This window comes from Mucilaginibacter aquaedulcis, from assembly GCF_030409325.1.
Lineage (GTDB): Bacteria > Bacteroidota > Bacteroidia > Sphingobacteriales > Sphingobacteriaceae > Mucilaginibacter > Mucilaginibacter aquaedulcis.
Genome location: NZ_JAUFPR010000002.1, coordinates 439,011 through 455,136, shown reverse-complemented (window position 1 = coordinate 455,136; position 16,126 = coordinate 439,011). Strand labels below are relative to the sequence as shown.

Sequence of the window (16,126 nt, the reverse complement as noted above, 5' to 3'; positions counted from 1 at the left end):
TCTATTAATATAAGGTGAACTCAACCCTACGGTTAGCCTGACGGCCAGCAGCAGTTTTGTTTGAAGCAATAGGTTGGTTTTGACCATAACCGGTAGCTTCAATACGTGATGCGTTGGCTCCTTTACTTACCAGGTATGATTTGATTGATTCTGCACGATCTTTTGATAATCTCATGTTCAAATCTTTAGAACCGGTATTATCGGTATGTCCTGCTAATTTCAGACTAAAGTTTTTGTCGATAAGCAATTGTGCTACTCTATCTAAACTTGGTAAAGAGTGAGCTCGGATTGTTGATTTACCCAGATCAAACTCCAGATTCTTGATGGCGTCTTTCACAACTTTCTTGTCTTCTTCAGTTACATAAATAACCGGTTTTGCAAGTGGGCAACCAGAACCATCTACTTTGGTACCTGATGGCGTATTAGGGCATTTGTCGTTCACGTCAACAACACCGTCTCCGTCGCTATCAGTAGTTAATTTGGCAAGGCTTGCATTAGTAGTGTTCAGATCATTTCGTAATTGTTCGTTTCTGGCTTTTTCTGCGTCAATTTGTTGCTGTAATAAAGTTTTAGTTTGTTGATTTTCCCACATGTACTCCTTACGCATAGATGATACCGGGTTGTGTGTTGCCATTTGTGGCTTTTTGCGGCTACCTAAAGCAAACTCTAAACCGATGTGAGCATAAGAAAATCTGTCGTTGGTGGTTCCGTAGTTATATCCGTCAAAATTGTCAGACTGAACAAAGTTAACTGAATAACCCAAGTCAAGATTTACACCGGGTGCAATATCAAACTTCAAACCTACACCAACTGGAATAAAGATCTCATTGATAGAAGCTTTATCGCCTGTTTTGAAATTAACCTCTTGTCCGTCAGCATAAGTAACCTTAGGCGTATAATTCATTGTACCCGCACCCACTGTTAAATAAGGCTGAATAAATGGTTTATCGTGGCGCCAGTTAATATTAGCTAATGTAATATTAGCGCTTAACGCTGCCGACCAATTAATGTTTGTAGTATACTGCGTAAAAACCGGGTTGCCATTTACATCGGGCTGGCTGTTATTTGATTTTACTTTACCTCTAAGGAAATCAGCCTGGATACCTAATGATGGTAATATTTGATCCTTAATGTAGGCACCATAACCAAGTTGCTCGGTTGGGTTTTTAAAATCCTGCTTCCCATTTGTTCCAAAAATAGTATAAGGAGTTAACATGCCGCCATGAACACCTACAGACCATGTACGCAACTGGTTGCCTCCTGAAAAAGGTTTTACATAATCAGTACCGGTAGCTGTAGAGTCGGGGGTTTGAGCGAATAGTTTACCACCTACCATAAGTCCTGATAGTAGTAGTGTGGCTCTTTTAAAATTTGATTTCATATTGTTCTGTTTAATTAAAGGTTTACTGTTCGGTAAACCGTACCACCTAACAGACAACATCAATGCCATCAAAATTATTCAAATGCTAACTTGACTGTAAATCATCATTAATTGAAATGCGGCTTAAGCTAAAAATTTACCATAACCAACTGATAACCCACCATTTAAAGCCCTATGTTTAGTAAATCGATAACGCATTGTAAAGCCTACGATAATTTAACAATACTAACTTTTTGTACCAAATGGTTAATGAGTTAAAAATAGTACAGTTTGTATTAAAATATATATTTTTATGATTATTAAGTTTTTGTTTTCTATTAACTATAAGTAAACTGAATGAATTTTATTTAGATAATAAAGATGAAATTTAGATGAAATTTCGATAAAAATGACATTATGAGGATTTTTGAATCCGAGGCGATTATATATAATATATATTATAATAAATAATATTATATATTAAATACAATTAAACCATAACAGAAACCATATTAAATATTGGAGTTGCAAGTTTAACATCTCCGCCTGTTATGGAATTTTTGAAAGCAAAATCAGATGTGATACCTTTAGTGAAGAGTTTCCAGGCGATATCGGGGCTCATTTTTACCTGTGCATCTGCTGGTTTATTTTTATCGGTTTTTAATACCCAACCATCGTTTTCTCTTTGAAGATACCAATTGCCGCCGGCATTCCCTGAAATGGTTATCGCGATTACAGTATTATTTTCAGCCTCAACATTGCGGTATGTATAAGGTAAGGCATACATAAAAGTTTCAATACATGGATAAAACAATTCTCTATGCATTATCCCTTGTTTGCCTACTGCCTCACGTATTTGCTGTTGATGGTGCCACTTTTCGGTATACTCACGGGCTATATGGAACCAGTTTAAGGAATGCTCCTCTCCTGCCCAGGCTACAGAAAACCTGGCAGTTTCAAACATATTTAATGAGGCAATGTATTCGCAGTATTGTTTACCTGTTACCTGTAATAATTGGGTGAGCATTGGAGGGCTCACCCTTTTCATAGCTTTTACCCATGTTGCATTTAGCTGGTTGAGGTAATCAACTAAATCATGGTAAGAATTGATTATGGGTTGCTCCTCATTAACAAACTGATGCCTGGAAGATAACGCACGTACATTACCATCTAAAAGATGAGCAGCAATATCTTTTACGTTCCACAATTTGGCTAATGTGGACTTACTCCAGTCATCCGAAGATAATGAATTGAGCAGATCAATAAGTAACTGATCCAGTACAGGAAAAAGGTGTACTGTTTTTACGGGTATTTCTCTGCTCACTAAAAATTGTATTCAATTAGCGTAATTATTCGGCGGGGTGTACAAACACTTTCGATTTGATGTCGGCACCAGCCTTACCTAAAGTAGCTGCTACAGAACAGTACTTGTTTAATGAAAGTTCAACCGCACGAGCTGCTTTATCCTCGTCAATATCACCGTATAAATGAAATTCAATTTCAACGTTCTGCCATAAGGATGGTTCTTTACCTGCTTCACGTTCGCCATTAACAACCATTTTGTAATCAACAACTTCCTGGCGTTGTTTTTTCAATATACTGATCACATCAATGGCCGAACATCCTGCTAAGCCCATCAAAAGCATTTGCATTGGGCGCACGCCAAAATTATCACCACCGCTTTCAGGGCTGCTATCCATTTTTACAGTATGGCCATAAGCGTCTTCTGCTTCAAATCCGAAATCACCGTGTACACGTTTTAATTCTATTTTATTTGGCATATTAAATATATTATAATGCTAAGTTATGGATTTGGATGCGCTTACTAAAATACGCACATAAAAATGATCCTAAATTGATGGTTACCTGTTCTTTAAAGGTATAACCAGTTTCAATCCTGACCATATTTCATCAACAGCGCATACCTTAATATCAACCAATCCTATTTTTAGAGCTAAATCCCTTATAACATCTTCAGTTACATCAGTACTAATTTTAGAGGCTTTTTTGGGCCATGAAACCCATATCATACCTGCGGGTTTAATCTGCCCCTTGAGTAATGGCAATAGGGTTGTTAACTCTTCACTTTTTAAAGTAAAGAAGTGTATAAAATCATTTAAAGATTCATTATCGTTCTCAAAGTATAATTCTGTTGGTAAATCGGTAAATAACTGAAAATAATAATCAGGTTCATTAATAAGCCTGATCTTAAAACCAGGTTTAATACTCAGCTTTTTAGCAAGCGGAGTACCTGAATATCCGGCCATCATTATTTGATTTGATTTAAATGGTGCCTTAAATGCTCTACGTAATCATTTGCCAGCCACGCTACCGATTGCTGATTGGGTTCATGTTTGCTATTATCACAACGAGCACTTAACCGATTTGACGGATAGTTCTCCAAAACTCTGATGATCTGTTTATTAATTAGCGTCCAAAGATCAATAATGTCATTGATATGAGTATCCTGGTAATGTTGTACAACTACCCAATTATCCTGCTCGTAGGTTAGTCTGAAATCTTCTTCATAGGTGCATCTGATAAAACGCTGTAGATTAATCATGGCACTATCTATCAAATGGCCCAAAATCTCCTTGTTTGACCACTTTCCGGATGATGGTTTGGTAACCCAATCGATAGGTTGCTGCTTTTTGATTTGAAGCTCATTGATAATTTCAGTAAGTTGTAGTGCAACATTGTTCATAATAATCAGCTTAATTGGAATTTAAAGATTGTTATTTCATATTAAATTCCAAAACCATTAACTTCAACGCCTTAAACATAACTGATGGCCCTAAATTATATATGGATAGCGTTTTTTGTGATTGCTTTTATAGTATCTCTTATAAAACTTGTTTTTTTTGGAGATGTAGAAGCATTTAAGCTATTGGTTGAGGGAATTTTCAGTTCGTCGAAATCATCTGTAATGGATATCGCTCTGCCGTTGGTGGGTTCTATGGCATTTTGGCTCGGAATCTTAAACATCGGCGAAAAAGCCGGTGCTATCAGCTTTTTATCGCGTATTGTTGGCCCGTTTTTTAGCCGCTTATTTCCTGAAGTGCCCAAAGATCATCCGGCAACCGGACAAATGATGATGAATTTTTCGGCCAATTTACTTGGTCTTGATAACGCCGCCACCCCTCTTGGTTTAAAAGCCATGGGCAGCCTGCAGGAATTAAACAAGGATAAAGACAGTGCATCAAACGCGCAGATCATGTTCTTGGTGCTACACACTTCAGGCTTACAGTTATTACCTGTTACCATTATAGCGCAAAGAGCCATACTTGGCGCTGCCGATCCTGCCGATGTTTTTATACCTTGTATCATAGCCACCTATGTAGCTACGGTTGTAGGCCTTATAGCGGTAGCAATCAAACAAAAAATAAACCTGTTTGATAAAGTAGTTATTACCTGGCTTGGCGGAGTTACATCTTTTATTGCATTGGTAGTGTGGTATTTTACCACCCACCTAACCAAACAGCAAATTGGTACGGTTTCGTCGGTGGTAAGCAACCTTATGCTCTTTAGTATTCCGGTGATCTTTATTTTGGGCGGATTAATAAAAAAGGTTAACGTGTTTGAAGTATTTGTTGAGGGTGCTAAAAGCGGTTTTGAAACTTCTGTAAAAATAATCCCCTACCTTGTGGCTATGCTTGTAGGCATCAGTGTATTCAGAAGCTGCGGCGCGCTTGATTACATGAACGATGGCTTACGCTGGGTTTGTACCCGCCTTAGTTTAGATACCCGCTTTGTTGATGCCATGCCAGTTGCATATTTAAAACCCCTGAGCGGTTCCGGATCAAAAGCAATGATGATAACCACCATGCAAACTTTTGGAGTTGATAAATTTGCGGGTCGCCTGGCTTGTGTATTTAATGGTTCAGCTGACACTACCTTTTACATAGTGGCGTTATATTTTGGTTCTGTAGGTATTAAAAGATCACGCTATGCTATACCCGCAGGCCTAATAGCCGATCTGGCTGGCGTAGTAGCTGCCATATTAGTTGCTTATTTATTCTTCGGATAAATTCCTATCATTCTTTTTATTAAGTTATTCTCAAAAGACTAACAGGCTCCTCAGAAGGAAGTATTGGTTATGAAACCACCTTGCCCTCACGATCTAACGCTTACCGTGAGTTTGAAGGATCAGGGTGTTGTTATAATTTTTATTGATGATCTTTCTTATAACCTTTCAATATCTATTATCTTTAGATTTACTTGCTTCCTTTATAGTATTTTAGCTATAATTATATTGGTCAATTATTACATTTGCCTTGATGATCTGAGGCTTTTAAAATATTTTAAAAAAGCCAGAAACGCAGGCAACCTTTTATTATTGTGTAACGTGATAGCTATAAATAAAAGTAACATTTAACCCATTATTACCCCTTACATGGGAGAAGCGGAACTACAAAAACTTATTGCAGGCTGTTTGCAACAAAACAGAAAAGACCAAAAGATGCTGTACAAGGCATTCTATGGCTTTGCTATGAGTATATGTTTACGCTATGCTGGTAATCGTTACGAGGCTGCTGAGATCATGAACCAGGGTTTTTTAAAGGTGTTCACCAATTTACATAAATACGATACAGATCGCCCGTTTATAGCATGGGTTGGGCGTATTATGATGAATACATCGGTAGACTATTACAGAAGTAATCTGAAGTTATCTTTAAATGATGATCTGGATGCGGCAGAAGACATTGGTCATGACGAATTGCCTGATCAGAAATTAAATTATGATGATCTGTTGGTCATGGTACAGCAATTGCCAAACGCCTATCGCACTGTGTTTAATTTATTTGCTATTGAAGGCTTCTCGCATGAAGAGATCGCTACCCAATTGGGTATCAGTACGGGTACATCAAAATCAAACCTTTTTAAAGCGAGGGAGAAATTAAAAATAATGATACTCAATTCCGGAAGATTACCGGATAATTCATCTGAAGATGCGCGGCATAAAATTGTAACTATTAGCGCTATCAGTATTGGAATGTCATATTTGATTGAATTAATAATGAGATGAAGGAAAAAAACGAAAATAAATTAGATCAGTTATTCAAAGACGGTTTGGCCGGCTCTGAAGATCATATTGCTTTTCGTGAGGAGGATTGGACTGCTATGGAACGCTTGCTGGATAACAAACGCAGCAAAAAAGCGGTCATCATGAGGAGAATTTATTATGCGTCAGGTATAGCTGCTATTTTACTGCTTGCAATAGGGATATTTTTCCTAATGAAAAACAAAACTGAAAACAAAGTACAAGATAATCAATACAGTAAAAATAAAACTGAAACCAAGATACCTACTCAGGGAGATAATGACCATTCCGGTCGGCCGTTTAAAGATTCTGTTGCAGCGCTTAAAGCTGGCACTGAAAGTTTAGGGGGAAGTAGCGTGCAGGATCAGCAAGGCAAAAAGGTAACTCCATCTTTACCTGCCGACCGGAATGGTCATTATTTACAAGGTAACGCAAAGCCTGATAATACACCGCCCTTAATAACTAAAACAACAAAGGATAGTGCAGTTAACAATAATGCTGTAGCTACAGGCAGAGATAATAAAGTATCTCAACCAACAAACGTATCACCGTCTACAGACCAAACACAGAACAATCTGGCTGTAACCCAACAACCTGATACCAATTCTACAAGCAACCCGGCAGAACCATTGCAGCAAGTTAAGAAAGATAAACCGGCTATAAAGCCGATATTGAAACGAGGTGGACCTCGTTTTACATTAAGTATACTGGCAGCTCCTGATATTAATGCTGTAAGCTCATTCAGTAATAATCAGGTGGGTACCAATCTTGGTTTCCAATTGGGCATACACTTGTCTAAAAAGTTCAGTATATCAACCGGAGCTTCTTATGCTATCAAGCCTTACCAGGCTAATGCAAGTCAATATAACTCCGTAAGCTGGCAAAACAGACCTGCTTCAAGTTTACCAAGTTATGTATCTGCCAATTGTAAGGTGTTGGATATACCGCTTAACATTAATTACCAGTTTTATTCAAAAGGCAGGGATGCCTTTGCGCTGGGTACCGGTCTATCCTCGTATATTATGCTGCGCGAAAACTATCATTTTGATTTTGCTGATGGCAGCGGTACACCATCTTATGATATACAGATCAATAATCGCAACCAACATATACTTGGTGTGCTTAATGTAAATGCTACCTATGAGCGAAGAATTAATTCTAAATTTAGCACTGTGGTACAACCATATATGAAATTACCGCTTACAGGTATCGGAAATGGACGTGTAGACCTTAAATCAACCGGTGTGGCTCTTGGTATAACCTGGAATATCAGTCCCGGACAAAAGCCGAGATAATCTTAAAAAGAAAAAGCCCTGTATTTAATAAATACAGGGCTTTTTCTTTAATGCGAAAATTATGATACTCAATCAATAAATTCAGCAATCAGTCTTTTATTAATACAAACTCCTTCCAAAATATCTCTCCTGATTATCAATGCTATCCTTTAAAACAGCAAAATAAAATTTAAAACTTTTCATCCGCTGGCAACCCTTTCCAATTCGGTAACGATATAATATAATAGATACGCATATATAAAAGGCTCTCCAAACTTTGGCTTTAGCCTAAAAATTACAAAATTAACGCATATGGTACCCGTTTCTGTTGTTATCATCACTAAAAACGAAGCTGAAATGATTAGCCGCAGTATCACAATGCTAAAGCAGATCACAGATGATATTATTGTAGTGGATAACGACAGTACCGATCGAACTCTTGATATTACCATAGAGAATGGCTGCCGTGTGTATCAAAAAAATTGGGATGGTTATGGTGCTAATAAAAACAAAGGCATAGCACTTGCCCGCTACAATTGGATACTCAGTATTGATGCCGATGAGATACCCGACTCAACACTACTCACGTCTATTACAAATCTGAAACTTGATGACAATAACACGGTTTATGATATCCCGTTTAAAGCATACTACGGTGATAAACCTATAAATTTTGGCAATTGGGGGCGCGATCATCACATCAGATTATTTAACCGCACCCATGTTAGGTGGTCAGAACCTCCGGTGCATGAAACATTGATACTTCCGCAAAATATCAGCGTAAAAAAGCTAAAAGGGCACTTGCATCACTACTCCGTTAAAAATATTCAGGAGCATGAAGCTAAAATAACGCACTACGCACAGCTTAGCGCGTTAAAGTATTTGCAAAGCGGCAAAAAAGCCAATTTTATAAAACTGTACATAGCCCCTGTGTTTCATTTTGTAAAAACCTATGTGTTTTTGCTGGGCTTTTTAGATGGAAAAGAAGGTTTAAATATTGCGAAAATGGCGTTAAAAAATACATGGTTAAAGTATTACTACCTTAGCAAAGCACAGCAAGTTTCTCAAATAAAAAGCTATCCGCATGAAATACCGGTTATGCAATATGAACTTAAAGCAAATACGCACGCCAAATAAAGTCGGCCTCAGTTCATAATAGCATACATCATGTTTCGTCTAATACCCCTTCCAATAATGACAAAAGATTATAAAAATCTGCCCAGGATTTTCAGTTCATGAAATAATACTCATTGCTGGTTTACTCAGGCAACCTATCCCATTTTCAGGTCGTAATGATAGTAAAGAAAACCGGATAATGTTAGCTAGGATCAACGCTTTTTATACGAGTCACATGAAGGATAAGATAGATTGGAGACTGCTTACCTTTCTGTTGCTATTCTTAAATGTAAAACTTGCCATAAAAATTCCGGTTCTTATTTTTTTTACCATTTGGCAAGCCAATTTCAGATTCGGGTTTCATTTCAAAAACTCACGATTACCATTATTTTACCCCCTGGCAATAGCTATAGCTGTAGTGAATTGGGTTATCAGTAAACATTATACAGATACCAACTATAACATACTGGTAGTTACAGGTATTATATTTTGGCTGCTGTGTATATTGGCCATTCATTATATTAAGCAGACAATTGATAATAATCCATCGGAGGTTGTACATCAAACTATCGTTGTTTTTTTTGTTGTCAACACCCTATTATCGTTAGGTGTGCTCGCCATGATTGTTTTAAGAACACATGCATTTAATCCATACACTTACCAGGGGCAGTATCAAAAATATTTTATCAGTACAGGTGATTATGTTAAAGGTATCACGTTTGATACCTCTATCACCAATGCGGTACTTAATGCATTGGGGGTTATTTATTTTCTGACCAGGAAAAACGCGGTGATGTTATTGGTGTGCATGGCCACTCTTCTGTTTACCGGCAGCAATTTTATTAACCTAATATTACTGCCTATCCTTTTGTTGTTGTTTCTTTTTAAAACAAACCGGTATCAGAAAAGCCTTGTTGTAATGTGTATGATGTTCCTGGTTGTTTTTATGGCCAAAATATCACCTCAGAATAACAATTACGCCAAAGAGATACTTACAGAGATCATACATCATAACAGGGACACTTACAAAGATTCAGGAGCTGATTCTATCTCTTTTCCATTGGTTGTTGCACCACAAAATCTGCCAATTACGATAAGGCCAGATAGCGTTCTGAATCCTGAAGAACGTAAACAAAAAATAGCAACACTTTATCTCGACAGTATTGGCCGCATATTAGATTTAATTCGCCATAAAAAAGCCCTTAAGCTGAGTAAAGATGTTCATTTTGCCGATGGTGGTCGAGTAGCTATACAGGAACCTGATATTAATGGGTACTACTATCAGAGCAAGAAAGAAACTCCACCGGAACAAATACAGCTTGTTAAATTTATTAATACGCACAAGAGCGAATTGCCAATATCTGGTAATGACAATTACATATCAGCAGTGCCGGGTAAAGCCACGGGTATATTACAAACGTTGAATGTTTTTAAAGAAAATCCAGCTAAGATCATTATTGGGGAAGGAATAGGCAACTTTTCTTCAAAATTAGCTTTCAGAGCCGCGGGGCTTGGTTTTGCCGGAACTTATCCTGAAAAATATATCTACATCAATCATAACTTCCTTGTTAACCATCTTGATCTGTATCTCAATTACTTTAGCAAAGCATCTGGTTCTCATTCTTTAACCAACAGCCCGTTTTCCGTTTATGATCAGGTATTGGCCGAATATGGACTTATTGGGTTAATTACGTTTCTTATATACTACTTGGGCTTTTTTGCAAAACACTATAAAAAACTAACCTACGGCATACCCATTTTATTTTTAATGCTGGCTGTGTTATTTACCGATTACTGGTTTGAGCAGCTATCAGTAATTGTATTTTTTGAACTGCTTTTATTACTCAATATAAAAGACCCCCAAACCCTTAACCACCTTACTAATGAACTTTGATGTACCTAAAATAACGGTTTTAATGCCGGCATATAATGCCGGTAAGTATATAAGGGAAGCCATTGATTCTGTCCTGCAGCAAACTTTTACTGACTTTGAATTACTGATTGTAAATGACGGCTCAACCGATAATACCGTCGAAGTTATACAATCATTTAACGACCCAAGGATTGTGATGATATACCAGGATAACAAAGGTGTATCATTAGCATTAAACAAAGGTTTGCAGTATGCAAGAGCGCCCTATGTAGCCCGCTTTGATGCCGATGATGTATGCGTTGCGGAAAGGCTTGATTTACAGTATAAATTCATGACAGATAATCCGGAGTACACCATTATTGGTTCGGCGGCAAATTATATGGATATGGATGGCAATTTTCTTTTTACCTCTATCCCACCCGCTATCCAAAATGATGATATTCAGCAGCTGGATCCCTCGGTTTGTCCTTTTATTCATTCAACCGTATTTTATAAAAAAGAAGTGATCTTAAATGCCGGTGGTTACAACGAGCACGCTTACACTTTTGAAGATCATTTTTTATGGGCAAATATCCTTAAAAGCCAAAAGGCATGTAATTTCTCGCAGCCGCTTATCAAACTGCGGCTCAATCCTGAATCAATTACCATTGACGAAAAATGGCGCCCCAGTAAATTTTTAGAGATCAAATACGCATCGCTTAAAAACCGAAGTATTACTCCACAGGAAGGCATCTTACTTGCGGAAATGGGCGAAAAACAGTATTCACCTAAAATAAAAGAAGGCTCCTATTACGCATTATGCGCCAAAAAATTATTAGTTAATAGCTTTCAGCCACAAAAAGCGCGTGTGCATGCTACTAAGGCAATTAGCGTATCGCCACTTAGGTTAAATAATTACCTATTGTATACAGTAAGTTACCTACCCGAAAAATTGATCATTTGGTTATATAATAAAATGAGTTCAGGGAGGGTTTCACAATGATCAAAGTAGCATTTATAACCCGGTCGACCATATACACCGTGCCAGGCGGAGACACTGTTCAGGCTGTACAAACAGCGCGTCATCTTACAGAAATGGGTATCAGCGCCGAAATAAAACTGGCAAATGAACATATCCATTACAACAATTACGATCTGCTGCATTTTTTTAATCTGACACGCCCGGCCGATATACTTTATCATAGTCAGAAAGCAGGTATACCTTATGTAATATCAACCATACTCTGTAACTATGGCGAATATGACAAGTATCATCGTAAGGGCTTGGGCAGACTCTTACGCTACCTGTCAAGCGATACTATTGAATACCTTAAATCAATAGCCCGGTATGCGCTTGGCCGAGATAGTTTGTCAAGTGCATCTTATACCTGGCTTGGCCAGCGCAAAAGCATCAAAAATATCCTGAGCAGGGCCGCTATGATATTACCCAACTCTGAATCGGAATACAACCGGGTGATACAGTCGTACCAGCCTCATGTAAACCATCTAATTGTACCCAACGGTGCCGACCCAAACATGTTTCACTATGATTCTTCAATTAAAAAAGATGAAAAATTGGTGGTGTGCGCGGCAAGGATAGAAGGTATAAAAAATCAACTAAATCTAATTCGGGCGCTTAACGATACACAATATCGCCTGTTATTGATAGGCACCCATGCGCCAAACCAGCTGGCCTATTACCAGGAATGTAAGAGTATAGCGGCCAGTAATGTGACTTTTATTGATCATATCCCTCAGCACGAACTGGTGAAATATTACCGGCAAGCCAAAGTACATATATTACCCAGCTGGTTTGAAACCACCGGCTTAAGCTCAATTGAAGCTGCATTAATGGGCTGCAACATTGTAACAAGCGATAAAGGAGACGTACGGGAATATTTTGCAACCGATGCTTATTACTGCGACCCCTCATCTCCGGAAAGCATTTTGGAGGCTGTGGATCGGGCAAGTTCAGCCCCATACGATGAGCATTTACGGCATCGGATACTTAAAAAGTATACCTGGAAACAGGCCGCATCGCAAACCTTGAAAGCATACCAATCAGTATTATAACCATGAAATTACGGATAGCTATATTAGGAACACGGGGAGTACCAAACTATTACGGTGGCTTTGAGCATATATCTGAATATGTATCTGAAGGCCTGGTAAATCGCGGGCATGAAGTAACAGTATATAATTCGCATAATCATCCTTATACATATGATAGCTGGAATGGTGTACAAATTAAGCATTGCTATGATCCTGAATACATGATAGGTACGCCGGGTCAATTTATTTATGATATGAATTGCCTGCTTGATGCACGCAAAAGCAAGTTTGATGTGGTTTTGATCATGGGTTATACCAGCAGTTCTGTTTGGGGCAGGCTTTATCCTAAAAACAGTATTATTATTACCAATATGGATGGCCTGGAATGGAAAAGGTCTAAATACTCGAAACCTGTACAAAAGTTTTTAAAATATGCCGAAAAGCTGGCCGTAAAATACAGCCAATACTATGTTTCAGATTCAAAGGTTATCAAGGCATACCTGGCTGATAAATATCAAATAGAAAGTGAATATATCCCGTATGGAGCCGAGGTTTACTCAGATCTTGAACGTGAGCAATATGAACATAATGAGGCTTTAAAAGAAGACTATTTCTTGTTGATGGCACGCATGGAGCCTGAAAACAATATTGAAACCATTTTAGATGGATTTAATAAAAGCAATTCAGACAAAAAGTTTAAAGTTTTAGGTGATACCGATAACAGGTTTGGGAAATACATCACTAACAAATTCAACAATGACGAGCGCATTGAATTTAAGGGTGCTATTTTTGATACTCCTAAAGTACGCTCATTACAAAATAACTCATACCTGTATTTTCATGGCCATAGTGTCGGCGGAACCAACCCATCATTACTTGAAGCTATGGCCAGCGAGGCCCTTATCGCAGCACATAACAACCCATTTAACAGATCGGTATTGAATACCGATGCCTTTTATTTTTCAAACGCTACAGAAGTAAAAGATCTTGTTGAAAATGTACAGTGGAAAGATACTGAGAAGAACATGGTAATGAATAATCTTCAAAAAATACAATCACAGTTTAACTGGGAAAGCGTGATTGATCAATACGAAGAACTTATGGTCAAAAGCTACAAGCATAAACATCATTTACATTATGAAACAGTTGCTGTTCATTAACGATAACAAGGTTAATAAGATAAGTTATTACCACATGGTATTGCTAATGGCCAGTTTGCCATTTGATTTTTTTTATAGCCATGTTATTTTGATCAGCTTCGCCCTGCATACATTCATCCATGTAAAAAAGACTGATTTAAAGGCATTGCGCTCTTTGAAAATATTGGTGTTATCTTCTGTTTTACTGGTTACCATTATAGCAACAACCTACACCATTAATTTACCCGGAGCATTTAACGAATGGACTCTGAGAATACCTATATTACTATTTCCGATAATGTTTACCCTCAATCCGCTTGACGTAAAGAAATACAGATCCAACCTGCTATTGGTGTTATCATTAACTTGCAGCTTAACTGTTTTTTACCTGTTTGCCGTAGCTTTGGTTACCATAAAGCATTATCATTTACCTGTGAGCGCATTATTTGCAGAGGGGTTTACAAACCATAATTTTGCCGGCCCTATTAATATACATGCTACTTTTTTTTCGTTTCAACTATTAATAGCTGTAGTTAACTTTTTATACCTTTTAATGGCGGGTAAAGTAACGTCTAAAGGCTTAAAAATATTTTATTCAATCTGCTGTCTCATCCTAATCGGCGGTATTATTCAGCTTAGTTCAAAATCAATAGTCATTATACTATTCATTGTTGTAAACATCGTACTTCCCTACTATGTACTTCAAGGGGTAACACGAACAAGGTTTATAATTACCGGACTTTTTATTTCTATAACAGGAATTGTAGGTATTTTAAGCATATCCACCTTTCGGGAACGTTATGTTACGCTATTAAAAGAAGATATTTCCACAAATAAAAAAGTACTCCGCAACTCCGATTCAAGGATAGAAAGATGGCAGGTAGCTGCCAGGCGTATAAAAGATAAACCATTGGCAGGCTATGGTTCAGGATCAGAAATGGGATTGTTAAAAGATGATTTCTATGATGCCAAGCTTTACAGCTCGTACCTGCACGGATTAAACGCTCATAATGAATACATCAGTTTTTTATTGAAATCAGGAGTGTGGGGATTACTGATCTATTTGTCTACCATCATTTATGGTATTAAAGTCAGCCTTAAAAAACGGGATGCCTTGTTTATAAGCTTTATGCTGATCATCACCATTGTTTCCTTTACTGAAAACATACTTGATGTAGATAAGGGTGTGATGTTTTATAGCCTGTTTTTTTCCTTCTTTATTTTCTCTAATAATGAAGATACAGCAGTTTTTAAAAGCAAGTTAAAATCAGATGATTATTTGACCACATTGGCAACCAATACCTTACCCGTTACGTCATATTGATAAATACTATTAAATATCCGACACCTTGGCAGAAGAAATAAAAAAGAACATATTAGCAACACTCGCTTACTTCGATGTGTTCAACTATCCGCTTACAAAGGATGAAATATGCTTGTTTTTACCTATTAAGTGCGACCCAATAGTTTTTGATGTGGCCATATCCTGCCTTGCAAGTGGTCGGTTAATTTATCGTTTCGATAAGTTTTATACTTTAAAGAACGATCCATATTTGATAGAACGACGAAATAATGGCAATCAGAAAGCCTTTGAAATGGGTAAAACGGCCAGAAAAATAGGCAACCTTCTGATCAAATTTCCTTATGTACGGGGCATTGCCATTTCAGGCTCACTTTCAAAAAATTTTGCTGATGAGGATTCGGATATTGACTTTTTCCTGATCACTGCTCCTAACAGGCTCTGGATAGCCCGTACATTAATGCACCTGTTAAAAAAGCTTACCTATTTAGTAAACCGGGAGCATTTTTTTTGCATGAATTACTATATAGATGAGCAGCAACTCGAGATTCCGGAAAAGAACATTTATACAGCTACAGAGGTTGTTACACTGATCCCCATACAAGGTGACACCACATTCGCTGATTTTTTTACTGCAAATTCCTGGACACGTAACTACCTGCCTAACCATATCATGAGGGTTTCAACTGCAAAACCCCTACACAAGATCGCATTAAAAAGCTTTACGGAGTGGCTATTGAATAACCGTTTTGGCGATAGGCTGGATAATCGTTTAATGAAAATAACTGCCGACCGCTGGAGGCAAAAAACCGAAGAAAAGCAATTGAACGATCATGGAATGTTACTGGCCATGGCAACCGGTAAGCACTTTTCCAAACCAGATCCCGGGAATTTTCAAGTTAAATTGATAAATCGCTATGAATCAAAAGTAGCTCAGTTACTTGTAAATAACCATCACAGCGTTGCTAATTAATAGTTTATGATCTGTTATA

Annotated in this window: 15 protein-coding genes; 10 read left to right on the top strand and 5 right to left on the bottom strand. The window is 37.7% G+C overall.

The annotated features are described in order from the left end of the window. Positions 1-4: 4 nt before the first annotated feature. From QWZ01_RS06535 to QWZ01_RS06515, 5 genes are all read right to left on the bottom strand, one after another. Entirely contained in the window at positions 5-1,381 is a 1,377-nt protein-coding gene (locus tag QWZ01_RS06535; RefSeq protein WP_290322492.1) for an OmpA family protein, read from the bottom strand. Positions 1,382-1,850: 469 nt separating this feature from the next. Next, entirely contained in the window at positions 1,851-2,684 is an 834-nt protein-coding gene (locus QWZ01_RS06530; protein ID WP_290322491.1) for a maleylpyruvate isomerase N-terminal domain-containing protein, read from the bottom strand. A 25-nt stretch (positions 2,685-2,709) separates the two neighbouring features. Next, a complete protein-coding gene (locus tag QWZ01_RS06525; protein ID WP_290322490.1) occupies positions 2,710-3,141 on the bottom strand; it encodes an OsmC family protein in 432 nt (143 codons plus the stop codon). Between the two features lie 81 nt (positions 3,142-3,222). Next, entirely contained in the window at positions 3,223-3,630 is a 408-nt protein-coding gene (locus QWZ01_RS06520; RefSeq protein ID WP_290322489.1) for a DUF3052 domain-containing protein, read from the bottom strand. Further along, positions 3,630-4,064: a DinB family protein gene (locus QWZ01_RS06515; protein ID WP_290322488.1), complete on the bottom strand. Its 435-nt coding sequence runs from the start codon at positions 4,062-4,064 to the stop codon at positions 3,630-3,632. Before QWZ01_RS06515 ends, QWZ01_RS06520 begins: the two co-directional genes overlap by 1 nt. Positions 4,065-4,148: 84 nt before the next feature. Here QWZ01_RS06515 and QWZ01_RS06510 point away from each other — a divergent pair, with 84 nt between their 5' ends. The 10 genes from QWZ01_RS06510 (at position 4,149) to QWZ01_RS06465 (ending at position 16,107) form a co-directional block, all read left to right on the top strand. Next, positions 4,149-5,387 (top strand): nucleoside recognition domain-containing protein, encoded by a 1,239-nt coding sequence (locus tag QWZ01_RS06510; protein ID WP_290322487.1) that lies wholly within the window; start codon positions 4,149-4,151, stop codon positions 5,385-5,387. Between the two features lie 366 nt (positions 5,388-5,753). Next, entirely contained in the window at positions 5,754-6,386 is a 633-nt protein-coding gene (locus QWZ01_RS06505; RefSeq protein WP_290322486.1) for an RNA polymerase sigma factor, read from the top strand. Continuing rightward, positions 6,383-7,696: a hypothetical protein gene (locus QWZ01_RS06500; protein ID WP_290322485.1), complete on the top strand. Its 1,314-nt coding sequence runs from the start codon at positions 6,383-6,385 to the stop codon at positions 7,694-7,696. Before QWZ01_RS06505 ends, QWZ01_RS06500 begins: the two co-directional genes overlap by 4 nt. 291 nt (positions 7,697-7,987) lie before the next feature. After that, positions 7,988-8,812: a glycosyltransferase family 2 protein gene (locus tag QWZ01_RS06495; protein ID WP_290322484.1), complete on the top strand. Its 825-nt coding sequence runs from the start codon at positions 7,988-7,990 to the stop codon at positions 8,810-8,812. A gap of 214 nt (positions 8,813-9,026) precedes the next feature. Continuing rightward, positions 9,027-10,685: an O-antigen ligase family protein gene (locus QWZ01_RS06490; protein WP_290322483.1), complete on the top strand. Its 1,659-nt coding sequence runs from the start codon at positions 9,027-9,029 to the stop codon at positions 10,683-10,685. Then, the gene (locus QWZ01_RS06485) at positions 10,675-11,646 is read left to right on the top strand and encodes a glycosyltransferase family 2 protein (protein ID WP_290322482.1); all 972 of its coding nucleotides are present in this window, start codon (positions 10,675-10,677) and stop codon (positions 11,644-11,646) included. Before QWZ01_RS06490 ends, QWZ01_RS06485 begins: the two co-directional genes overlap by 11 nt. After that, positions 11,643-12,716, top strand: coding sequence for a glycosyltransferase family 4 protein (locus tag QWZ01_RS06480; RefSeq protein ID WP_290322481.1), 1,074 nt, complete (start codon positions 11,643-11,645; stop codon positions 12,714-12,716). The genes QWZ01_RS06485 and QWZ01_RS06480 overlap by 4 nt, the downstream gene beginning before the upstream one ends. 2 nt (positions 12,717-12,718) lie before the next feature. Further along, positions 12,719-13,855, top strand: a complete 1,137-nt coding sequence (locus QWZ01_RS06475; protein ID WP_290322480.1) for a DUF1972 domain-containing protein — start codon at positions 12,719-12,721, stop codon at positions 13,853-13,855. Then, positions 13,833-15,158 (top strand): O-antigen ligase family protein, encoded by a 1,326-nt coding sequence (locus tag QWZ01_RS06470; protein WP_290322479.1) that lies wholly within the window; start codon positions 13,833-13,835, stop codon positions 15,156-15,158. The genes QWZ01_RS06475 and QWZ01_RS06470 overlap by 23 nt, the downstream gene beginning before the upstream one ends. Before the next feature lie 25 nt (positions 15,159-15,183). Next, positions 15,184-16,107, top strand: a complete 924-nt coding sequence (locus tag QWZ01_RS06465; RefSeq protein WP_290322478.1) for a nucleotidyltransferase domain-containing protein — start codon at positions 15,184-15,186, stop codon at positions 16,105-16,107. Positions 16,108-16,126: the final 19 nt, after the last annotated feature.